Origin of the sequence: Flavihumibacter solisilvae (assembly GCF_000814475.1) — a bacterium.
Lineage (GTDB): Bacteria > Bacteroidota > Bacteroidia > Chitinophagales > Chitinophagaceae > Flavihumibacter > Flavihumibacter solisilvae.
In genome coordinates this window covers 181,109-202,075 of the sequence record NZ_JSVC01000009.1, presented here as the reverse complement: position 1 = coordinate 202,075, position 20,967 = coordinate 181,109, and the positions used below count along the sequence as shown (strand labels likewise).

The window sequence follows — 20,967 nt, the reverse complement described above, 5'->3', positions numbered from 1 at the left end:
AATGAGTATGGATTATGCCATTATCAATGGCAAATTGATTGAAGCAGGGGAAGCGGCTTTGCTCGTGAATGACTTGTCGATTCAGCGGGGTTACGGCATATTTGATTTCTTCAAAGTGGTGGATGGTGAACCCGTGTTCCTTGGTGAGCACCTCGACCGCTTTTATGCTTCTGCTGCAAAAATGCGCCTGGAGCCATCGGTCACAAGAGCCCAGCTGATATCAGACATCCATACCCTGCTCGCAAAGAATAATGTGCCTGAATCCGGAATCCGGCTGACGCTGACGGGCGGATATTCTGAAGACGGTTATTCGCAGTCTGATCCAAACCTTGTGATCACCCAATCTGCACTTAGCCTTAACCGTGAGCTGCCTGCTGGCATGAGCATCATTACACATGAATTTCAGCGCCAGTTACCGCAGGTGAAAACGATCGATTATCTCATGGCCATCTGGCTGCAGCCGCTGATCAAACAATCAGGCGCTGCTGATGTTTTATATCATTCCGGTGGAAATATCACGGAATGCCCGCGGGCCAATTTTTTTATAGTGACAAGTGATGGTGAGATCGCCACCCCAAAAGAGAATATTCTTGCGGGAGTGACCCGGGCGCACGTGATAAAACTTGCAGGCCGGAAGTACAATGTGAGAGAAAGAGACATTCATCTTTCAGAACTGGAAGATGCGTCGGAAGCATTCATCACGAGCACGACGAAACATGTGCTGCCGGTAACTGAAATCAACGGGAAAAAGGTTGGCGATGGCAGGGCAGGTGAGATCACAACCTGGCTAAGCGACGCCTATAATCAACTTGTTTTCCCGGCAAAGCTGAGTAAATGAACAGGATTGACAGGTTAACTGCTATATTGATCCAATTGCAGTCGCGCAGGATCGTGAAGGCCCAGGAAATTGCTGACCGGTTTGACATCAGCCTGCGTACCGTGTACCGCGATGTCAAGGCCCTTGAAGAATCCGGCATCCCGGTAATAGGTGAAGCAGGAATGGGCTATTCCATTATGGATGGCTACAGGCTGCCACCGGTAATGTTCACGCGCGAAGAAGCAATGGCCTTCCTTACTGCCGAAAAACTGGTGGAAAAACTTACCGACCGGAACAACAGTGCCAATTACCAGTCTGCCATGTTCAAGATCAGGGCAGTACTGCGCACCAGTGAAAAAGATTTCCTCGAAACAATTGACGACCATATTGAAGTGCTGCAGGCCCGTCATGTACAGGCCGGTAACAGCGACCTCAACCTGCACCAGACCATTCTCAGGAGTATTGCAGAAAAGAAGGTTGTCCATATCCGTTATTTTTCATTGTATAAACAGGAGCAATCTGAACGCAGCATCGAGCCGGTTGGCATCTTCTTCCTGAACAATTACTGGCACCTGGTTGCCTGGTGCAGGCTGCGGCAGGATTACCGCGATTTCCGGATGGACCGGATCAAATCGCTGACCATGACGGAAGAGATTTTCCGCCAGCAGCATCCTTCCATCAGGACCTATTTAAAACAGTGGGACAAGGGGTGTGAGCTTACCGAAGTAGTGATGTCTGTTGAAAAGAAATATGTTGGTTACCTGGGCGACCAGAAATATTACTATGGCCTCCTTCATGAAAAGGAGGAAGGGGATAGGATCATTATGACCTTTATGACCAATTCGCTCGAGGGTTTTTGCCGCTGGTTCGTGATGATAGGTGACAGAGCGGCTATCCATAAACCGGCAGAACTGAAAACCCGGATCAAAGAATTCGTGTCAAGCATTGCAGCAACCTTATAAGTAGCGAATTATTCTTGCAAGACTTTCCAGGTTGTGGACAGGTGCAAGGAAATCGATATGTGGGTACGCAGCTTTCATGCCGGCGGTTTCCGGCCTGTATTCAGTATAGCCGGCCAGTGGATTCAGCCAGAGAATTTTCCTGGACCGCTGGTGGATAAGATGCATGTTATGTTCGATCGGGGCGGTAGCTCCCTGGTCCCACCCGTCACTGATAATAACAACAATAGTTTTTTTGTCGACCATGTTGCCGTTTTGCTCAACAAATGCATCGAGGCATTCGCCAATGCGTGTACCGCCATTCCATCCCAGGGTCTGCTGGTGCAGCAGTGGCAGGATCTCATTGAACTTTGATTGTTGCAGGTAGGGCGTGATCCGCTCCAGCACGGTACTGAAGATGAAGGTTTCTGTTGCCGCATACACCTGCCTGAATGCATACATGAATAAAAGGAAAAAACCGGAATACAATTCCATCGAGCGGCTTACATCGCAGAGCAACAGCAGTTTTATTTTGTTGCGCTTCGGTCGCCGGTAAACGAGTTCCAGCAGTTCACCGCCCTTACGCATATTCTTCCGTAGGGTTCGCCTGATATCGGGAAGTGTCACCCGGTTTGTTTTTTCATAACGTCTTTTGGTCCGGCTCGCGAGTTTCCTGGAAAGTGAGTGGATTATCCTCCTCATGTCTTCAAGCCCGTCATCGCGTAAAACTGAAAAGTCCCTTCCTTCCAGCCGGCCCTCGCTGCTCCAGGTTGCTGTTGTTATGGGGTCGTCATCATTCCCTTTTCCATTCAGCCATTGGGAAATTGCGATCGCCTTGTTTTTCTTTTCGCGCTGTTTTGGTGGGGGAGGCGCGGATGAAGTTTCTCCTGTGAGCCGATCGCGCCAGAAGGATTTAAACAACGCGTCAAATTTTTCGAGGTCTTCTTTTTTGCGGCAAAAGACGGCTCGGAGCAGGTGGTAAAAGTTGATGTTGTCAAAGAGGTTTTCAGTTACCAATACCTGTAATGCCAAGGCCGATTCTTCATGCCCTGCCTGGTAACCGTTATGGCGGAGCAGGGTGCAGAACTTTAAAATATTTGCAGGCAGTGATGCGGGCATTTAAGTAGGTTGTACGCGGGGATGCACACCGGTTTTTTCCATGAGTTCGCTGAGCGACATCTGAACCTGCCGCGTGTCTTTCCAGTCTTTGATAATTACGCCCAGGGTTTGTTCAATCACTGTTTTATCCAGGTGATCCAGGTGCAGTGCAGCAAGTGCAAATGCCCAGTCGAGTGTTTCGGAAATGCCCGGGATTTTCTCCAGTTTCAGCCTGCGGACCTCCTGCATGAATGAAGTGATCGAAAGCGCAAGTTTTTCATTGATGCCGGGAACCTTCTTTTTAACGATTGTCAGTTCCTTTTCGAAGTCCGGATAATCGATGTACAGGTATAGGCACCTGCGGCGCAGGGCATCGCTCAGGTCGCGCGTCCTGTTGCCGGTAAGTATCACCTGCGGAATATAGGTTGCCGTGATGGTGCCGGTTTCGGGAATGGTGATCTGCCAGTCGCTCAGGACTTCCAGCAAAAAACTTTCGAACTCTTCATCGCTGCGGTCGATCTCGTCGATCAGCAGCACCGGCTTGCGGGTATGCGTAATGGCTTCGAGCAGGGGACGCTTCAGTAAAAACGATTCACCAAAAATGGTTTTCTCTTTTTCTTCGATTGTTCCGGTATCGTGCTCGGTGATCTTGAGGTGAAGCAGTTGCCGCTGGTAATTCCATTCGTACAGGGCATGTGTGGCATCCAGTCCTTCGTAACACTGGAGCCGGATCAGGTCGGTCTGCAAAACGTTTGCCATCACTTTGGCGATCTCGGTTTTGCCCACGCCGGCCGGACCTTCAACCAGCAGTGGTTTTTCCAGCTGGAGTGACAGGAATACGGACATGGCTACCTGCGGATCAGAGATATATCCATTGGCATGCATCATGCCGCTGATGTCTTCCAGTTTTATCATGTTTTATCATGCAATTTCCAGCAATGCTTTTCGGAGATAAACCTTTGCGAGATGTTTCCTGTAAACAGCAGATGCAAACCGGTCGCTCATTGGTTCGGTATCACGGAACGCGGCTTCAACGGCGGCATCAATGTTATTATCGTCAAGGGCTTTACCGGAAAGGATCTCTTCCGCGGCGGATGCCCGGAATGCCTTTTCAGTGAGGCCGGTGATCCCGATCCGGACCTTGCCGCCAGGTGTTTTGACTGCTGCCACTCCAACCATGGCATAGCGTGAAGCCGGTTGCGCAAATTTCTGGTATGTGCCAACTGTACCTTCGGGTGGCACGGGGATCCTGATCGCCGTGATGATCTCATTTTCGTCAAGGGCCGTTGTGAAGAAGCCGGTAAAGAAATCAGTGGCATTGATCCTGCGTTTGCCTTCGGGTCCTTTTACTTCGATCGCTGCATCCGTAGCCAGCACCATCGCCGGCCAGTCTGCCGCAGGGTCTGCATGTGCCAGGCTTCCACCAATGGTTCCATAATTCCTTACCTGCATGTCGCCGATGGTTGAAGTGCCTGCGGCCAGGAAAGGCAGTTGGCTGCGTAGATAATCGTCGGCCATTATTTCCGCGTAAGTAGTGGCGGCGCCGATCACGATCTCGCCATCTTCTTCATGGATGCCTTTTAATTCCTGGATCCTGCTGATATCAACCAGCATAGACGGCCTGCTCATCCGGAATTTCAGGGCAGGGATCAGGCTGTGCCCGCCTGCAAGCAATTTTGCTTCACTTAATGAAAGTGCCAGGATAGCTTCATCAACGGTGTTTGCCTTACTGTATTCAAATTCTGCCGGTATCATTGTAGTTCGTTAAATGGTAATTGTTTTGGTTATTGCATCGCCTTCCAGACACGCTCTGAGGTGAGCGGCATCGGGATATCCTTCACCGTGTAACCGCCTTTCCAGAGTGCGTCCAGTACTGCGTTCACGACAGCAGGAGTAGACCCGATACATCCTGCTTCGCCTGCACCTTTTACCCCGAGCGGGTTATGCGGACAGGGCGTAACCTGGCTGCCGGTTTCAATCATCGGCAAATCATCCGCACGGGGCATACAGTAATCCATATACGAAGCGTTGGTCAGTTGCCCGTTCTCGTCATAGTCCGCGCCTTCGAAGAGCGCCTGGCCAACTCCCTGCACCACACCGCCATGGATCTGTCCCTCAACGATCATCGGGTTGATCACGTTACCTACATCGTCGACGGCAATGAATCTCTTTAACTGTACTTTTCCTGTTGCCTTCTCCACTTCAACAATCGCGATATGGCAGCCAAAGGGGTAAGTGAAATTTGCGGGGTCATAGAATGAACTGAAATCGAGTCCCGGCTCCAGGTCCTTCGGGTATACATGGGGGACATATGCCGTAAGGGCAACATCGCCGAAGCCCATAGACTTATCCGTTCCCTTTACTGTGAACTTTCCATTGGCGAATTCTATGTCATCGGCACTTGCTTCGAGCTTGTGCGCTACGATCTTCTTTCCTTTTTCTATGATCTTCTCAATGCTTTTTACGATGGCAGATCCACCTACGGCAAGGCTGCGCGAACCGTAAGTTCCCATCCCGAATGCAACAGCTTCACTGTCGCCGTGAATGATCTCCACATCGTCCATAGGGATGCCTAATTTATCAGCGACCACCTGTGCAAATGTGGTTTCGTGGCCCTGTCCATGCGAGTGGGCACCGGTATACACGCTGACTTTTCCGGTAGGCTGCACCCGTACCTGGCCAACTTCGTACAATCCTGCTCTTGCACCAAGTGAACCGACTACGGCCGAGGGCGCAATGCCACAGGCTTCTATATACGTGGAGATGCCGATACCTATGAGCTTGCCGTTTGAATTTGCTTTCTGCTCGTTGCGGAAGTTTTCATAACCCGCCATTTCCAGGCCTTTTTTCAACACGCCTTCATAGTTGCCGCTGTCGTACTGCAGCGCAACCTGGGTCTGGTAACCGGGCTGGTTCACCCCATCAAAGGGCGGAATGAAATTTTTGAAGCGGAGTTCGGCAGGGTCGATATTCAGTTCCTGCGCGCCAAGGTCGATCAGTCGTTCGAGTAAGTAAGTAGCTTCCGGCCGGCCGGCACCCCTGTATGCATCAACGGGTGTGGAATGGGAAAAAACGGCAGTCACGTCTATATTGATCTTTGGGGTAGTATACAATCCCTGCATTAGTGTTCCGTGCAGGTATGTGGGCACGCAACTGCCGAAGGTGGAAAGGTATGCGCCGAGATTCGCGTAAGTTTTTACCCTGAGGGCGGTGATCCTGCCTTCGTTATCGAATCCCATTTCCGCTTTGGTAACATGATCACGGCCATGGGCATCCGTAACGAAGCTTTCGCTGCGGGTGGCGGTCCATTTGACCGGGCGACGGGTCTTCCTGCTGCACCAGGTCAACAGCGCCTCTTCCGTATAGTGGAAGATCTTGCTGCCAAAGCCGCCGCCCACATCGGGGCCAACAACCCTGACCTTGTGCTCGGGAATTCCTAAAACAAACGCACACATCAGCAACCTGATCAGGTGTGGGTTCTGGGTGCTGGTATAGAGGGTGTACCTGTCGTTGGCTTCATCATAGGAACTGTTGTAGGATCGCGGTTCAATTGCATTGGGAACCAGTCGCTGGTTTACGAATTCCAGCGTGGTCACATGCGCTGAGTTTTTAAGTGCCTCATCCACTTCTCCCGGCGGGTTTCCCAGGTTCCAGTCAAAACAGACATTCCCTGGAACATCATCATGCACCAAAGGTGCACCTGGTTGTGCTGCCTTCAGCGGGTCGATTACGCAGGACAAGTCTTCGTAGTCGACCATAATGGCTTCCGCTGCATCGACAGCATGTTCTCTTGTATCAGCTATAACAATGGCGACGGCTTCGCCCACGTGCCTTACCTTATCAACCGCCAGCAGCGGGTGTTTAGGTTCTTTCATAGTTGTGCCATCCTTGAAATTCACCTGCCAGCCGCAGGGCACGCCGTTTACTTCGCGCAGGTCTTCACCGGTGTAAATAGCTATTACGCCCGGCATTGCCTTTGCCGCTTCGGTGGTGATCTCAAGGATCTTCGCATGCGCAAATGGTGAACGCAAAAATGCGGCGTAGGTTTGTCCCGGTAGGATGATATCATCGGTGTACTTACCGCGACCGGTAATGAAACGTTTGTCTTCAACCCGCTTTACGGATTTTCCGATCAGTCCGTTAGTGCTCATACGGCTACCTCCTTTTTCATTTTGGTGGCGGCAAATTCAACTGCCTTAACAATATTGTGATAGCCGGTGCAGCGGCAAAGATTTCCTTCCAGCGCAGTGCGGATCTCTTCCTCGTTTGGATTGGGGTTGTGCTGCAGCAGGTCGGCCGCCGTCATGATCATTCCCGGAGTGCAGAACCCACACTGCAGTCCATGGCATTCACGGAATGCTTCCTGCAGGGGATGCAGCTGGTCGTCTTTTGCAAGTCCTTCGATAGTGGTGATTTCCATTCCGTCTGCCTGTACTGCGAGCAGGGTGCAGCTTTTTGTAGCCATCCCGTTCAAATGGATCGTACAGGCGCCGCAGTTGCTGGTGTCGCAGCCTATGTGCGTGCCCGTTAGTCGGAGTACATCCCGGAGATAATGTACCAGCAACAGCCGTGGTTCGACCGTATTGCTGTATTTCACTCCATTGACCTTAACATTGATTGTGATATTCATGGAGCCAGCTTTATATGGTGATTAAGTAGATGCCGACTGCTTTCTTTCCAGCTCAGATTCAAGGTTGGAAAAGAATTGTTTCGTCAATGTGCCCGACACGCCACCCACAACCCGCTGACCCATTGATGCCAGCAGTCCGGATAATTTTACAACCCCGTTGAATTCCATTTCTGTTTGTTGCTCGTTTACCGGCGACAGTTTTATTTTGATGGCTGAAGCTGCGTTGCCGATGCTGCTTTTCTGCTGAACTTTTAATACGAATGATTCAGGTTCCTTAAGTTCTTCCAATTCGAGACTGCCGTTGAATGAACCACTGACCGGTCCCAGTTTGATTGCAAGTGTTGAAGCGAAAGTGTTGTCCCCGGTCCTTTCCAGCCTTGATATACCAGGTACAAGCCTGGCAAGTACATTCTCATCCATGAGGAGATTCCACATGACGGAAGGCGGAGCGTTGAAGGTATGGTTACCGGACAGTTGCATATGGCGTTGATAGGCCCTAGCGTACGGATCGTTCTTCAAGTTATGAAATAAAACAAAGCAAAATATATTTGTATCTCAACATGCAAAAATGAAGAAAGTGATCATAACGGGTGCCAATGGTGCCCTCGGTACGGCAGTTACAAACAAATTCATTTCGGAAGGTTATACCGTTATTGCTGCGGTAGGCAGAACGGCATCTGTGAGTGAGTTGCCTGTCCATGACCGGCTGGAAGTGCACGCGGTGGACCTTACGGACGAAAACGCAGCAGGGGACTTTGTTCGCGATGCCATTAGTGCGCATGGCAGGATAGACGCAGCTTTATTGCTGGTTGGCGGCTATGATTATGGTGACCTCGCCTCGACTTCCGGTGAATTGTTACGAAAACAATTCAGTCTCAATTTTGAGTCCGCATATTTCGTTGCCAGGCCGTTGTGGGATCATTTTACGGCTAACCATTACGGAAGACTGGTATTCATCGGTTCCCGCACGGCGATTGTTCCGGCCCAGGCGCGTCATAGCCTTGCTTATGCGCTGAGCAAAAACCTGCTATTCACTTTCGCGGAAGCCCTTAACCAGTCGGTAAAAGGGGCAAATATTACAGCGACTGTTGTAGCGCCGAGTACCATCGATACGGAAGCGAACCGGAAGTTGATGCCCGACGCAGATCCTTCAAAATGGGTAGCGCCGTCGCAGCTCGCGGATATACTCGAATTTATCGTTTCGGATAAGGGAGATCCGCTGCGGGAGTCGGTTTATAAAGTTTACGGTAACGCTTGAGCGGAAATAATTAAACATCACTTTATGAAACAACTATTGGTTGGGGTTATCCTGTTGATTGGTGTGCAGGCATTGGGACAAAGGAAAACGGCGCGGGAGTATGGGGTGAAGATCGGCGTAATGAAACCGGGGACATTAAACGCTATTACAGACGTGGCGGGAGTTAAGGTCGGACAGGTTACAATTAATGTAGGTGATTCTGTGCGCACGGGCGTAACGGCGATACTGCCGCATGAGGGTAATATCTTCCAGCGTAAAGTACCTGCCGCTGTTTTTGTAGGCAATGGTTTTGGGAAGTTGGCTGGTACAACGCAGGTGAATGAACTCGGGAACCTTGAAACCCCGATTGTACTTACCAATACTCTGGCTGTACCCGTTGGCATGAATGCAGTGATTGAGCATTCATTGAAGCAAAAAGGAAATGAAGCCGCGCAATCTGTGAATGCTGTTGTCGGCGAAACGAACGACAGCTGGCTGAATGACATCAGGGGAATGCACGTAAAAACAGAGCACGTGCTTACTGCGATCCGGCAGGCGAGGAGCGGAGTGGTCGAGCAGGGAAATGTGGGCGCCGGCAACGGCACAGTATGCTTCGGCTGGAAGGGCGGAATCGGCACCTCATCCCGGAAACTCCCTGCGGATCTCGGCGGTTATACAGTTGGTGTTTTGGTGCAGACAAATTTCGGTGGCAACCTGGTTATCGATGGCGTGCAGGTGGGAGAGGCCCTGCAGAAATTTTCTTTCAGCAACAGTCTTTTGAATAACGTTGATGGTTCCTGCATGATCATTGTTGCCACTGATGCGCCCCTCGACGCCCGTAACCTTCAAAGGCTTGCCAAGCGCGCATTCATGGGACTCGCCAAAACCGGTGGCATCGCCTCCAACGGCAGCGGCGACTATGTGATCGCCTTCTCCACCTTCGAAAGCAATTTCATTTCCCACGACCCCACCGACCGAATCCAGCCGCTGCAGGTCCTCCACAACGATGTTGTCTCCCCGCTCTTCATGGCCGCCATCGAAGCAACCGAAGAAGCCATCATCAACTCGCTCTTCAAGGCCACGACTTCGAAAGGCTACAAAGGACATGAGGTCAAAGAGTTGCCCCTCAATGATGTGTTGCCCCTGCTAAAAAAATAACCCGTCGGGTCCCACCGGCCGGGAATCTCCCGTCGGGTCCCACCCGTCGGGTCTCACCCGTCGGGTGAAGTACCGTGAAAGCACTCTTTTTTAGTTGAATAATGTTAGTTGGAATTGCACTCCACGCGGTCGGTTCTTCTGTTGCCAGGGATAATTTCCCCTACGCCAACATTTTTTCACCCTATTTCGGTTCGGGAGAAACCTGAAAAATAATTCACCCGTCGGGTGCCACCCGACGGGTGAAATTAAAACAGCGTCAGCTGGTATTGGCCCGGGTTGGCAACCGTGCGGTCGAGGTGGATGCCGGTGAGACTGTTTTCGGAAATGTTGTAAACGGCGGTTTCGTTGTAGCGCGAGGCGACGACAACTTCCATGTGGTCATCGAAATGGCTGAAGAGCTTGCGCACAAGATCGGGGCAGTTATTGTTCTTCGAAAGGTGCGACAGCAGCAGGTGGCTCATGAAGGGCGGACGGTGCGCAAGCACGAGTTCGAACGCCTGGCGGTTGGACAGGTGCCCCTTGCCGCCGCGGATGCGGTTCTTCAGGTGCCAGGGATAATTTCCCTTCTCGAGCATTTCTTCATCGTAGTTCGACTCCAGAAACACGGCATGACATTGTTTGAAGTAGTGGATCAGCTGGTCACACACCACACCGATGTCCGTGAAAACACCCACTTTGATCGTAGCAGATGCGACCAGGAAACTGTGCGGGTCACTGGCATCATGGGCCTTGGGAAACGGGGTCACTGAAATGCCGCCGATCTGCACCTGTTCAAATGGCCGGAGAAAATGAATGCTGTAAGGTTCTCTGCCGAGGTTTAGGTACTTCCCGGTTTCGGCCGTTACATAAACCGGCAGCTGGTACTTTTTTGCCAGCACACGCAGACCGCTGATATGATCAGAATGTTCGTGGGAAATAAACACCGCTCTCACCCTGTCGATAGAGAGCCCCGAACGCTTCATGCGTTTCTCTGTTTCGCGGCAGCTGATTCCCGCGTCAATCAGCACGGCATCGCGCTCATCGCCTACGTAATAGCAGTTTCCATTGCTGCCGGAATTCAGTGAAGAAATATAAAGCGACATGAAGGTGTTTCTGCCGCGAAAATAGCACGCAATTTGCTTTTTTGGGTAACTTTAGAGAGTCCCACAGATCCCTGCCCTCTGCTGTTGATCATCAAATAAATACATCTTATGGTAAAGCTGACTATTAATGGAAAAGAGCATTCTGTTGATGTAAGGCCCGATACTCCCCTGTTATGGGTATTGCGTGATCACCTCGGACTTACGGGTACCAAATTTGGTTGCGGTATGGCACAGTGCGGCGCCTGCACCGTTCACCTGAACGGGGAAGCGGTGCGCTCATGTGTTACCCTGGTTTCACGCGCTGCCGGCCAGAAAGTAACCACCATCGAAGGGTTATCAAAAGATAACAGTCACCCGTTGCAACGCGCGTGGCTGGAAGATGACGTGCTGCAATGCGGCTACTGTCAATCCGGCCAGATCATGAGTGCGGCTGTGCTGCTCCGTGACCATCCCAATCCATCCGATTCAGACATCGATCAGGCGATGTCAGGGAATATCTGTCGTTGCGGCACGTACCAGCGAATCAGGAATGCCATTCACAAAGCCGCGAAACTCCAAAAAGAAGGAGGTGTAAAATGAGTAAATCAAACCTAACCAGGAGAAAGTTCCTACAGGATAGCACCATCATTGCGGGTGGACTGATCATCCCGTTTTCGGTTCCTGCCGGTAACAGAAAGACAGTACTTGCTGATGGCGCTGATGGCACTAAATTCATAACCCAGAATGCCTACCTGCACATCGGCACCGACAATACTGTCAAGATCCTGCTGGCACATTCCGAAATGGGGCAGGGCGTATGGACCACCATGCCCATGCTGATTGCGGAAGAGCTGGACTGTGACTGGAACAATATCAAAGTTGAACATGGTCCTGCCGGTGCGCCATATATCCACACTGCTTTCGGAATCCAGCTGACCGGTGGCTCTACAAGTACCTGGTCAGAGTTCGACCGTTACCGCAAAGCCGGTGCAACAGCACGGATGATGCTGACCCAGGCAGCTGCCGACAAAATGAACACTACGCCCGACAAGTGCAAAACAGAAAATGGATATGTGATTTCTGCAAGCAATAAAAAGCTGAGTTATGGTGAAGTGGCTGAAGCTGCTGCGAAACTGCCGCCGCCTTCGGATGTGCCCCTGCGTGATCCCTCCAAATGGAAATACATCGGCAAATCGAAACGCAGGCTGGATACACCCGAAAAAATAAATGGCACAGCCAAATTCGGGATGGATATGCAGTTCCCTGGCATGCTCACTGCAGTTGTGGCCCATCCACCGGTTTTTGGTGCTAAGGTGAAATCATTTGACGCCTCCAAAGCCAAAGCTATTCCTGGTGTGCAGCAGGTGGTTGAGATCCCTTCCGGGGTAGCAGTACTTGCGGATCATTACTGGGAAGCCAAGCTTGGCCGCGATGCCCTGAAAGTGGAATGGGATATTGACCCGGCTAAAGCGATTGACAGTCGCGACCAGCTCGATTCTTACAAAAGGATAGCTTCTACCACAGGTGTCGCCGCAGCAAAGGCCGGTGATGTAAATGCAGAGCTTTCGAAGGGCAGCAAAAAAATTGAAGCGGAATATTTCTTTCCTTATCTCGCCCATGCTGCTATGGAGCCAATGAACTGTACAGTGCTGTTGTCTGAAAATTCCTGCGAGATCTGGACGGGTACACAGTTCCAGATGCAGGAGCAAACGGCTGCTGCGAAAGTCCTTGGTATGAAACCGGAACAGGTAATGGTGAACACCACTTTCCTTGGCGGTGCCTTCGGCCGTCGTGCCAATAAGGATAACGACTATGTGGTGGAAGCAGTACATGTGGCAAAGGCCAGCGGCAAAAATGTGAAACTCGTCTGGAGTCGTGAGGATGATATGCGCGGTGGTTATTATCGTCCTGCTTTCCTTCATAAAGTGCAGGTGATGCCCGCAACCGACGGTAAACCAGGTGCCTGGAAACATACGATCGTCGGTCAATCAATCATGCAGGGTTCACCGTTCGAAGCGATGATCCAGAACGGAATCGATCCTGCTTCAACTGAAGGAATTTCCGATTCCCCTTACATGAAAGAGATTCCCAATCACCTTGTTGAGCTGCATTCGCCGGTTGTAAATGTTCCGGTATTGTGGTGGCGTTCTGTCGGTCATACCCACACGGCGTTTGTTATGGAAACCATGATCGATGAACTGGCATTTGCAGCGAAAGCGGACCCGGTTGAATACCGGCGTTCGCTGCTGAAGAATCATGGCAGGAACCTTGCCGCACTAAACCTGGCCGCCGAAAAATCAGGATGGGGCAAGTCCCTGCCTGCCGGTCATTTCCGCGGCGTGGCAGTACATGAATCTTTTGGAAGCAGTGTTGCGCAAGTGGCTGAGATTTCCATCGTAAACGATGCACTCAAAGTGCATAAGGTGACCTGTGCTATTGACTGCGGATTAGCAGTTAACCCGGATGGCGTAGCGGCGCAGATGGAAAGCGGGATCATTTTCGGTCTTACAGCACTGTTATATGGCGAAATCACGCTGGAAAAAGGCCGTGTGAAGCAACGCAATTTCCATGACTACAAAATGGTGCGCATGAATGAAGCGCCGGTGATTGATGTCCATATAGTAAAGAGCACGGAAAAAATGGGTGGCGCCGGCGAACCCGGGACACCGCCAATTGCACCGGCTATTGCAAATGCAATTTTCGCGGCAACGGGGAAAAGGATAAGAACACTTCCTCTGCGGCCTGAAGACCTGAAAACAACATGACAGCGAACCAATAAAACCCTTTTGTATGCTCAGTAAAATCATGGGTGGGATAATTATGCTTCTGGCTGTGCTGGTGATTTCAGTTTCCTTTCAGCCACGGGTAAACGAAGACAAGGCAGTACTCGATGAGCGGATCTCCAAAGAGGCATTTCTTGAAGTATATAAGGTGCTGATGAGTCCGCGTTGCATGAACTGTCATCCGAAAGGTGATGTGCCTTTGCAGGGGGATGATAGCCATCTTCATACTATGGGCGTCACGCGTGGTGACGATGGGAAAGGGGTGTCGGCCATGAAGTGCAGTAATTGTCACCAGGCAACAAATACACCGGGACTGAACCAACCGCCGGGCAATCCTACCTGGCATTTACCGCCTGCAGATATGAAAATGGTTTTCGAAGGAAAATCTCCCCGGGAACTTGCCGCGCAATTGAAAAATAAAGACCTGAATGGCCACAAAACCATGGCGCAACTTATTGAACATGTAAGCCACGATAAACTCGTGCTATGGGGTTGGGATCCGGGAGAGGGCAGGACCTTGCCTCCATTGCAGCATGTAGAGTTTGTCCGCCAGTTTAAACTGTGGGTTGATAAGGGCGCAGTATTGCCCGACTAAGCACATTATTTGCCTGGATCCGATCGTACTATTGCCGCAGTTACCAGTAACTGGCCGGTATGACGCATCGTGTGTTCGGCGGCATGGAACAGCAATCCTATAACTGTTGAGGGTAGTTGCTTTTTGCCTACCAGTCGTTCATCTGTAAGCGTTTCCGCATCGATCAGTCCGACTTTTTTTACAGCCTCGTCAATGCCCGCATTTAGCATGCTTAACAGCCTGGCAACATCCTGTGAGCTGTCATCTTTACTCTCTTCAGCCAAATATGCCCGCTGTGTGGCAGATAACTCCTGACCATCAGCATAAGTGAACAGCCTGTCCAGCACACCCGGGATATGTTTCAGGTGAAATGCAACCGAAGCCATCTCTGCGGGCTTCACCCATAACCCGTTTTCAGGGAAGCCCTCCATCGCCTGGTTGATCTCATCCCGTGCCTGGAGCAACGCATGTGCAACCGGTTGAAGCATTGAAGGTACGTTTGCAACTGGTCCCCGTAACCAATGTTCTGGTTGAATAATAGGGTTGTCTGACATGTTTATAATTTAATTAATACCATAGTTTTGACAGAAGCGATAATGCGTATCCATTAAAGATACTGACTCTTTATTGGGTCTTGAATGAATACATTTCTTTCCTTTTACAACCGGTAGCTTGACGTATATTAAAAATAAACTTTGTGAATAAATCAGATTTAATAAAGATAATTTCTGAAACGTTAGGAGATGAGGGATTTAAGAAGATAAAGAGTATGTGGTATTTGGAAAGTGAGGAATGCTTCGCAATTCTGGAACTCGAAAAGTCTCCCTGGGGAGGACAATTTTCTATATTGCTTGATGTTATCGTCAAGCAACTGGATAATTCGAATGTGCCAGAACCCATAAATGGCAATTTTATTAGCTGGGAATTAGGTCAATACCAGGTTGATCGTGAAATTGTGAAAAAGAATTTTGACCTGGAAGATGATTCTATACCACTGTTTGAGCGAAAGGCTTTTATACAGGAAATTCTGAAATACCGAGCCATGCCATTTCTAAAAAAGGTTAGTACAATTGAAGGAATTAAACACGAAATAATAAATAATAAAATGATAAGGCATCATACGATGCCAAAACTCTGGGATTTTCTAAATCTTGAAGTTGAACGATATCCGCCGGTTAACTAAACTGCAAATTCTGTTACTTTTTTCTATAGCCCAGATAGCGTTGTCCCGCCTTTAAGACGGTTTCACCCCCCCACGGCCGTCACTTTGCCTAGAAATTTGTTAATCACCCTCCCAAAACTGAACACTTGTTAGTTTGCGGCACAGATGTTGCGGTAATGAACAAACGAAAATCAATTCTGCATGAGCAAAATTATCCGGACCCTTACGTTAGCGGTAACGCTCTTTTCCGTTTCGGCGCTCGTAAACACTGCAATGGCACACGGCGGCGGAAAGAAAAAAGGCCACTACAAAGCCAGGAGCTGCGGTCGTTACGAACAACGTTACGAACCAAGGCACTGCGGTCGCACTTATGAAAGAAGCTACCAGTGCTGTGATGGCCATCGTCGCGTTTATCGCCTGCCTGCTCCTCCACGCCCGCCGCGTCCACCCCGCGTGATCATTGATCCCGGTGTGATCATCATCGGAGGATAAACAAGTCTCTCATGTTATGTGTCAAATACCCCCGCTGCCAGTCAGCGGGGGATTTTTTTTGTAGTAATCTTTCTACAACACCACCGCATGGTTTATTACACGCGATCTGTAACCCGTTCTATTTCTATACCCTGACCGGCGCCGTTACTTTGCAACAGGTTAAGGCTCTTTCTTTAATACAACTTATGCGTGCATTCACCATTTCCCAATCCATCACCAATCGTGATTCGCTAAGCCTGGAAAAATACCTGCTGGACATCAGCAGGGAGAAGCTCATTACAGTTGAAGAGGAAGAGGAATTGATGTTGCGCATCAGTAACGGAGATACGACTGCGAGGCAACGGTTGGTGCGGGGCAACCTCCGGTTCGTAGTTTCCGTTGCAAAAAGATACCAGGGTCATGGACTGCCGCTTTCCGACCTGGTTAACGAAGGCAACCTTGGGCTGATGCGGGCAGCAGAACGATACGATCATACCCGCGGATTCAAATTCATTTCCTTCGCTGTCTGGTGGATCAGGCAAAGCATCCTGCATGCAATCGTAACGCATGCCGATACCATCCGGCTGCCCATCAACAGGGTGTTGCTGAGAAACAGGTTGCACCAGGCGCAGGTGATACTGGAACAGCAACTGGAGCGTACGCCGACACCCGAGGAAGTTGCTGATTCCCTTGAACTGGACCCGGACGAAGTCATGCGAAGCATGTGCCGCCATACCAAAGCGCAAAGTCTCGATATGCCGCTTTCCGCTGACGACGAAGGTTCCATGCTCGACCTTATTGAAAATCCCAACGCTGAATATGCCGACAGGTCGGTAAACTATACAGAGTCGCTGCAGCGCGAACTGAGACGCTCCTTGAAAATGCTGGATGACCGCCAGGAAAAATTACTATGTTATTATTTCGGTATTGGAATGGAGCGGCCGCTCAGTACCGAAGACATTGCCGCCAAATTTGACCTGAGCCAGGAGCGCGTTAGGCAGATCCGCGATAAGGCTATTGAAAAACTGCGACGCACCCGTAATACCCACCTGTTGCGCGCATACCTGGGGTAAAACCATCACCCGAAATGCAGTTGCCTTTTAGTATATTGTTTATAACAATAATGTATAATGCATTTGGGTCGCTTCACGATATCCCTGCTGTGTTGCATCTGCCTGGCAACAACGACGTTCAGCCAGGAAAAAGACAGTACCGGTTTAAGTAAGAAAAAAGACAGCACCGGATTCGACAAGTTCAATAAAAAGATGGAAGCCCTGTTCAAAAAGATTCCCGTCCCGATCCTAACTTATTCTTCAGAAGCCGGCCAGGTATTCGGACTTGCAAAATTCAATCTCTTTACACTATCGAAGAAGGACACGATCTCCAATCCCACCAAGCTTTCAGAGGTGGTTACCTTTTCAACCAAGGGACGTATCAACGCTTCCGTAGCAACAGAGCTCAGCTGGAAGGAGAACAAATATGTGGCGATCAGCTACATCAATTACAAAAAGCAACCGGAATACATTTTTGGGATAGGCAATGATGTGGTTCGTGATAGTGTGGAAGAAGTAGAATACGACCGCCTGAAATTCTACCTCGCCCAGCTCATCAGGATAAAAGAAAAGTTCTATGCCGGCCCGGTTTTCGACATGTCAAACTATTTTACGGTTAAACCAGACAGCAACAGTTTCCTGATCAGGAAGGATGTAACAGGACTGAACGGAGGCTGGTCTGTTGGTCTTGGTGCTGCTATAGCATATGACAGTCGCGACAGTCGTTATAATGCGTATAAGGGATATTACGTCATCGCTTCGGTGATCCGCTTTCCGTCATTCCTGGGAAGTACTTATGAGTTCACCAAGTTTGAGCTGGATGCCCGGCACTTCATCAATCCCTGGCTCCGCCACGTGATCGCTTTCCAGGCAACCACCACTATGACAGATGGTGATGTACCTTTTTATGAATTGGCTAAACTGGGTGGCGACAGCAAAATGCGTGGTTACTATGAAGGTGCCTACCGCGACCTGGTAGCTGTTGATGCACAGATCGAATATCGCATGCCCGTCTGGAGTATTTTTGGAGTTACAGCCTGGTTTGGAACCGGGCGGGTTGCCGACAAATATGCCAACATGAACATTAATGGTTTTCACTTTTCCTATGGTGGCGGCTTCCGCATCCGGGTCGACAGTAAGAACAACACCAACCTCCGGGTCGACTTCGGCTTCGGTCCCCACGGCATCAAAGGCACTTACATCAACTTCGCCGAAGCCTTCTGATCTCCGCTCATTTTTTCATCCTGAATTTCAACACATACATATCCGCAGTTATATACAGCGTCTTGTCATCATCAGCTAGTGCACAATTCGATACCGGGACAGGGATCTTCAGCTTTCCCAATACTTTGGCATTTTTGTCGAAGATCCAGATGCCACCAGGCCCCGACGCAAATACATTCCCATGCTTGTCCACCTTGAATCCATCAGGTCCGCCCTTATCCGTCTTTGCAGCTTCAGTCGCATCGTAAAAGATGCGCGCATTCGTGAGCGAATTGTCTGCCGCAATATCATACGCATACCAGATCGCCCTTTCCGATTCTGAATTGGCAACGATCAGTGTGTTGTCGCCAAGAAAGGCAATCCCGTTTGGCCGCGGAATGCTGTCGATCAGCAATGAAACAACTCCGCCTTCAGTAACCCGGTAAACACCCTGGTAAGGAGCAGCTTTCAGCGGATCATCGATGTATTTTTCCAATCCATATGGCGGATCAGTGAAATAATAATCACCATTGCTTCGCTGGGCCACATCATTAGGACTGTCAAATTTTTTCCCGTTGTACTGGTCGGCCAGCGAGATGAAATCCGGTGCCGGGGCATCGAGCGGCGCATTCATCACGGCAAGCCTGCGGTCACCATGCTGGCACATCACGAGCTGGCCTTTTTTATTCAGCAGCAGCCCGTTCGATCCTGTTTCCCCGCCACGCTGGATCTGCCCTGTATATCCCGAAGGCTTCAGGTAAACCTTGTGTTCTTCTCCTTCCTTCCACTGGTAAATGGTGTTCTGCGGAACATCGGAAAACAGCAGTGTTTTCATGCTCTCGATCCAGACCGGGCCTTCGCTCCAGTCGAATCCTTCCGCGATGATCTCCGCTCTTGCCTCATTGTCGATGATGGCATCGAGTGCGGGATCAATTCGTTCTAACGTGCCGATGCTTTGCTTTTCTTTTGGTTTGCAGGAATTCATACAGGTTATTATGACAATTAAGATCGTTAAGTATTTCATGGAATGAATTTACTATATCTCTTCTTCATTCAGTATTTTACATATCACTAAAAGTCAGCTCATGCATAGGCGAAAATTCCTCAAAATGTCTTCTTCGGGCCTGCTCGTGGCAACCATGCCCATTGTTCCGCAATTGACGAAGTATGCGAAATACCGGACGGCGCTGATCGGAACAGGGTGGTGGGGAATGAACATCCTGCGGGAAGCCATTGCCGCCGGCCAGTCGCAGGTTGTAGCGCTTTGTGACGTCGATGAAAGGGCACTTGCACCGGCAATCACCGAAGTGAACCAGTTGACTAACAACAGGCCAAAAACGTATAAGGATTATCGTGAGCTGTTACAGAAAGAAAAACCGGAGATCGTAATAGTCGCCACGCCCGATCACTGGCACCCGCTGATCACGATCGCCGCGCTTCATTCAGGAGCGCATGTGTACGTAGAAAAGCCGATCGGTCACACGATCAATGAAGGCAAAGCAATGGTGAAAGCCGCGCGCGCTACCGGCAATGTAGTCCAGGTAGGCACGCACCGGCGCGTTTCGCCGCATAATATCTCAGGAATGGAATTCCTGAAATCAGGAAAGGCGGGCAAGATCGGGATGGTAAGGGCATTTGTGCACTATGGTGGCGACGCAGGTAAACCGGTTCCTGATGCTGAAGTTCCACTGGGACTCGACTGGAACGCCTGGTGTGGACCGGCGCCACTACGGCCTTATAATCCTGCCATGCATCCGCGGGGGTTTCGGCAGTTCCTGGATTATGCGAATGGGCAACTGGGCGACTGGGGCATTCACTGGATGGACCAGATCCTGTGGTGGACAGAAGAAAAAGCACCGCGGAAGATCTATTCAACTGCAGACCGCCGGATCCGTCGCGATAATACCGACGCGCCCGACACCCAGGTGGTGAACTATGAATTCGAATCATTCACCGCCGTATGGGAGCACCGGTTGTATGCCGCGAATGAAGCGGAGAAGACCAATGTGGGTTGTTATTTCTACGGAACAGAGGGCACTTTCCATATGGGCTGGCTGGATGGGTGGACTTTCTACCCGGCTGACAAGAACAAGAAAATCATCCATACCGACCCCGTATTGCATACCAAAGACGATAACAATATCCAGGAATTGTGGGCCGATTTCCTGCAGTCGATTGAAAAGAAAAAACGCCCGGTCTGCGATATTGAAATAGGCCACCGCTCTACGAATATGAGCCTGCTGGGAATGTTGTCGGCTAAAGCAGGCCGGAGCATTACCTGGGATCCTGAGAAGGAACTGATCATCGGTGACAGTGAAGCGTCTGCATTGCTGCAGCGTCCTTACAGGTCGCCATGGGTTTACCCGGTGTAGAATATTACGGGCAGACTGGTATGATATTTATGCCATGTTATATAACTCAAACACCATTAACATGGCTATCGATAAAAACCAGGGAATCCTGAAAACATTGCACAACTGTGCTGCGGCATGTCACTATTGTGCATCTTCCTGTCTCGATGAACCTACGGTTCAGCACCTGACCACCTGCATCAAAATCGACCTCGATTGTGCGGATATCTGCACAACAACTGCAGCCTTTGTAGCAAGAATTTCTCCACACGCGCCACACCTGATGAAAGAATGTACCGAGATCTGTCTCGCATGCGCCCGCGAGTGTGACAAGCATGCGGCAATGGGAATGGAACATTGCCGGCTATGCGCAGAGGCATGCCGGCAATGTGCAGAAGCCTGTTCCCTTTATATCGGGTCAGCGGCCTGAGA

At 50.2% G+C, this 20,967-nt stretch carries 22 protein-coding genes; 13 read left to right on the top strand and 9 right to left on the bottom strand.

Features of this window, described 5'->3' with window-relative positions:
• Position 1 precedes the first annotated feature (1 nt).
• Positions 2-838 carry an aminotransferase class IV gene (locus tag OI18_RS08900; protein WP_052273014.1) on the top strand — a complete coding sequence of 279 codons (837 nt, stop codon included), beginning with the start codon at positions 2-4 and terminating at the stop codon, positions 836-838.
• Positions 835-1,779: a helix-turn-helix transcriptional regulator gene (locus OI18_RS08895; protein WP_039139099.1), complete on the top strand. Its 945-nt coding sequence runs from the start codon at positions 835-837 to the stop codon at positions 1,777-1,779. The genes OI18_RS08900 and OI18_RS08895 overlap by 4 nt, the downstream gene beginning before the upstream one ends.
• Here the strand turns inward: OI18_RS08895 and OI18_RS08890 are convergent.
• The 6 genes from OI18_RS08890 to OI18_RS08865 are packed head-to-tail and all read right to left on the bottom strand — an operon-like array spanning position 1,774 to position 7,963.
• Positions 1,774-2,874: a vWA domain-containing protein gene (locus OI18_RS08890; RefSeq protein ID WP_039139097.1), complete on the bottom strand. Its 1,101-nt coding sequence runs from the start codon at positions 2,872-2,874 to the stop codon at positions 1,774-1,776. The two genes, OI18_RS08895 and OI18_RS08890, sit on opposite strands and share 6 nt — an antisense overlap.
• Complete coding sequence (locus OI18_RS08885; protein WP_039139095.1) at positions 2,875-3,768, bottom strand: AAA family ATPase; 894 nt, start codon at positions 3,766-3,768, stop codon at positions 2,875-2,877.
• Positions 3,769-3,774: 6 nt separating this feature from the next.
• Entirely contained in the window at positions 3,775-4,608 is an 834-nt protein-coding gene (locus OI18_RS08880) for an FAD binding domain-containing protein (protein ID WP_039139093.1), read from the bottom strand.
• A 29-nt stretch (positions 4,609-4,637) separates the two neighbouring features.
• A complete protein-coding gene (locus OI18_RS08875) occupies positions 4,638-7,004 on the bottom strand; it encodes a xanthine dehydrogenase family protein molybdopterin-binding subunit (RefSeq protein ID WP_039139092.1) in 2,367 nt (788 codons plus the stop codon).
• Positions 7,001-7,483 (bottom strand): (2Fe-2S)-binding protein, encoded by a 483-nt coding sequence (locus tag OI18_RS08870; RefSeq protein WP_039139089.1) that lies wholly within the window; start codon positions 7,481-7,483, stop codon positions 7,001-7,003. The genes OI18_RS08875 and OI18_RS08870 overlap by 4 nt, the downstream gene beginning before the upstream one ends.
• 21 nt (positions 7,484-7,504) lie before the next feature.
• Positions 7,505-7,963: an SRPBCC family protein gene (locus OI18_RS08865; protein WP_039139288.1), complete on the bottom strand. Its 459-nt coding sequence runs from the start codon at positions 7,961-7,963 to the stop codon at positions 7,505-7,507.
• An 88-nt stretch (positions 7,964-8,051) separates the two neighbouring features.
• On the opposite strand from OI18_RS08865, the gene OI18_RS08860 reads away from it, so the two are divergent.
• Together OI18_RS08860 and OI18_RS08855 are read left to right on the top strand one after the other, a co-directional pair.
• Positions 8,052-8,741: an SDR family NAD(P)-dependent oxidoreductase gene (locus OI18_RS08860; protein ID WP_039139088.1), complete on the top strand. Its 690-nt coding sequence runs from the start codon at positions 8,052-8,054 to the stop codon at positions 8,739-8,741.
• 24 nt (positions 8,742-8,765) lie between these two features.
• Entirely contained in the window at positions 8,766-9,878 is a 1,113-nt protein-coding gene (locus tag OI18_RS08855) for a DmpA family aminopeptidase (RefSeq protein WP_039139085.1), read from the top strand.
• 245 nt (positions 9,879-10,123) lie between these two features.
• Here the strand turns inward: OI18_RS08855 and OI18_RS08850 are convergent, their stop codons facing one another.
• Positions 10,124-10,960 (bottom strand): MBL fold metallo-hydrolase, encoded by an 837-nt coding sequence (locus tag OI18_RS08850; protein WP_039139083.1) that lies wholly within the window; start codon positions 10,958-10,960, stop codon positions 10,124-10,126.
• Positions 10,961-11,068: 108 nt separating this feature from the next.
• On the opposite strand from OI18_RS08850, the gene OI18_RS08845 reads away from it, so the two are divergent.
• Genes OI18_RS08845 through OI18_RS08835 form a run of 3 tightly spaced genes read left to right on the top strand, consistent with a single transcriptional unit; the run spans position 11,069 to position 14,317 of the window.
• Positions 11,069-11,539: a (2Fe-2S)-binding protein gene (locus OI18_RS08845; RefSeq protein ID WP_039139082.1), complete on the top strand. Its 471-nt coding sequence runs from the start codon at positions 11,069-11,071 to the stop codon at positions 11,537-11,539.
• Positions 11,536-13,704, top strand: coding sequence for a xanthine dehydrogenase family protein molybdopterin-binding subunit (locus OI18_RS08840; RefSeq protein WP_039139080.1), 2,169 nt, complete (start codon positions 11,536-11,538; stop codon positions 13,702-13,704). The genes OI18_RS08845 and OI18_RS08840 overlap by 4 nt, the downstream gene beginning before the upstream one ends.
• A 25-nt stretch (positions 13,705-13,729) precedes the next feature.
• Complete coding sequence (locus tag OI18_RS08835; RefSeq protein ID WP_039139079.1) at positions 13,730-14,317, top strand: hypothetical protein; 588 nt, start codon at positions 13,730-13,732, stop codon at positions 14,315-14,317.
• Positions 14,318-14,322: 5 nt separating this feature from the next.
• Here the strand turns inward: OI18_RS08835 and OI18_RS08830 are convergent, their stop codons facing one another.
• The gene (locus OI18_RS08830; RefSeq protein ID WP_039139077.1) at positions 14,323-14,850 is read right to left on the bottom strand and encodes a DinB family protein; all 528 of its coding nucleotides are present in this window, start codon (positions 14,848-14,850) and stop codon (positions 14,323-14,325) included.
• 143 nt (positions 14,851-14,993) lie between these two features.
• Between OI18_RS08830 and OI18_RS08825 the strand changes: the two genes are divergently transcribed.
• The 4 genes from OI18_RS08825 to OI18_RS23705 all read left to right on the top strand — a co-directional run bounded on the left by OI18_RS08825 (position 14,994) and on the right by OI18_RS23705 (position 18,205).
• Entirely contained in the window at positions 14,994-15,479 is a 486-nt protein-coding gene (locus OI18_RS08825; protein ID WP_039139076.1) for a DUF4304 domain-containing protein, read from the top strand.
• Positions 15,480-15,659: 180 nt separating this feature from the next.
• A complete protein-coding gene (locus OI18_RS24515) occupies positions 15,660-15,950 on the top strand; it encodes a hypothetical protein (RefSeq protein WP_152616768.1) in 291 nt (96 codons plus the stop codon).
• A gap of 185 nt (positions 15,951-16,135) precedes the next feature.
• A complete protein-coding gene (locus OI18_RS08820) occupies positions 16,136-17,002 on the top strand; it encodes a sigma-70 family RNA polymerase sigma factor (protein ID WP_039139074.1) in 867 nt (288 codons plus the stop codon).
• A gap of 57 nt (positions 17,003-17,059) precedes the next feature.
• Positions 17,060-18,205: a BamA/TamA family outer membrane protein gene (locus OI18_RS23705; RefSeq protein WP_052273013.1), complete on the top strand. Its 1,146-nt coding sequence runs from the start codon at positions 17,060-17,062 to the stop codon at positions 18,203-18,205.
• 7 nt (positions 18,206-18,212) lie between these two features.
• Here OI18_RS23705 and OI18_RS08810 read toward each other — a convergent pair whose 3' ends face one another.
• The gene (locus OI18_RS08810; RefSeq protein ID WP_205410011.1) at positions 18,213-19,169 is read right to left on the bottom strand and encodes an SMP-30/gluconolactonase/LRE family protein; all 957 of its coding nucleotides are present in this window, start codon (positions 19,167-19,169) and stop codon (positions 18,213-18,215) included.
• A 100-nt stretch (positions 19,170-19,269) separates the two neighbouring features.
• Between OI18_RS08810 and OI18_RS08805 the strand changes: the two genes are divergently transcribed.
• A complete protein-coding gene (locus tag OI18_RS08805) occupies positions 19,270-20,556 on the top strand; it encodes a Gfo/Idh/MocA family protein (protein ID WP_039139069.1) in 1,287 nt (428 codons plus the stop codon).
• A 61-nt stretch (positions 20,557-20,617) separates the two neighbouring features.
• A complete protein-coding gene (locus OI18_RS08800) occupies positions 20,618-20,965 on the top strand; it encodes a four-helix bundle copper-binding protein (RefSeq protein ID WP_039139285.1) in 348 nt (115 codons plus the stop codon).
• Positions 20,966-20,967 lie beyond the last annotated feature (2 nt).

Coding starts and splice junctions, on each gene's coding strand:
- OI18_RS08830 (WP_039139077.1), bottom strand. CDS start 14,850: ATGTCAGACAACCCTATTATTCAACCAGAACATTGGTTACGGGGACCA.
- OI18_RS08805 (WP_039139069.1), top strand. CDS start 19,270: ATGCATAGGCGAAAATTCCTCAAAATGTCTTCTTCGGGCCTGCTCGTG.
- OI18_RS08895 (WP_039139099.1), top strand. CDS start 835: ATGAACAGGATTGACAGGTTAACTGCTATATTGATCCAATTGCAGTCG.
- OI18_RS08880 (WP_039139093.1), bottom strand. CDS start 4,608: ATGATACCGGCAGAATTTGAATACAGTAAGGCAAACACCGTTGATGAA.
- OI18_RS08800 (WP_039139285.1), top strand. CDS start 20,618: ATGGCTATCGATAAAAACCAGGGAATCCTGAAAACATTGCACAACTGT.
- OI18_RS23705 (WP_052273013.1), top strand. CDS start 17,060: ATGCATTTGGGTCGCTTCACGATATCCCTGCTGTGTTGCATCTGCCTG.
- OI18_RS08850 (WP_039139083.1), bottom strand. CDS start 10,960: ATGTCGCTTTATATTTCTTCACTGAATTCCGGCAGCAATGGAAACTGC.
- OI18_RS08810 (WP_205410011.1), bottom strand. CDS start 19,169: ATGAATTCCTGCAAACCAAAAGAAAAGCAAAGCATCGGCACGTTAGAA.
- OI18_RS08860 (WP_039139088.1), top strand. CDS start 8,052: ATGAAGAAAGTGATCATAACGGGTGCCAATGGTGCCCTCGGTACGGCA.
- OI18_RS08870 (WP_039139089.1), bottom strand. CDS start 7,483: ATGAATATCACAATCAATGTTAAGGTCAATGGAGTGAAATACAGCAAT.
- OI18_RS08840 (WP_039139080.1), top strand. CDS start 11,536: ATGAGTAAATCAAACCTAACCAGGAGAAAGTTCCTACAGGATAGCACC.
- OI18_RS08890 (WP_039139097.1), bottom strand. CDS start 2,874: ATGCCCGCATCACTGCCTGCAAATATTTTAAAGTTCTGCACCCTGCTC.
- OI18_RS08820 (WP_039139074.1), top strand. CDS start 16,136: ATGCGTGCATTCACCATTTCCCAATCCATCACCAATCGTGATTCGCTA.
- OI18_RS08885 (WP_039139095.1), bottom strand. CDS start 3,768: ATGATAAAACTGGAAGACATCAGCGGCATGATGCATGCCAATGGATAT.
- OI18_RS24515 (WP_152616768.1), top strand. CDS start 15,660: ATGAGCAAAATTATCCGGACCCTTACGTTAGCGGTAACGCTCTTTTCC.
- OI18_RS08835 (WP_039139079.1), top strand. CDS start 13,730: ATGCTCAGTAAAATCATGGGTGGGATAATTATGCTTCTGGCTGTGCTG.
- OI18_RS08845 (WP_039139082.1), top strand. CDS start 11,069: ATGGTAAAGCTGACTATTAATGGAAAAGAGCATTCTGTTGATGTAAGG.
- OI18_RS08865 (WP_039139288.1), bottom strand. CDS start 7,963: ATGCAACTGTCCGGTAACCATACCTTCAACGCTCCGCCTTCCGTCATG.
- OI18_RS08875 (WP_039139092.1), bottom strand. CDS start 7,004: ATGAGCACTAACGGACTGATCGGAAAATCCGTAAAGCGGGTTGAAGAC.
- OI18_RS08855 (WP_039139085.1), top strand. CDS start 8,766: ATGAAACAACTATTGGTTGGGGTTATCCTGTTGATTGGTGTGCAGGCA.
- OI18_RS08900 (WP_052273014.1), top strand. CDS start 2: ATGAGTATGGATTATGCCATTATCAATGGCAAATTGATTGAAGCAGGG.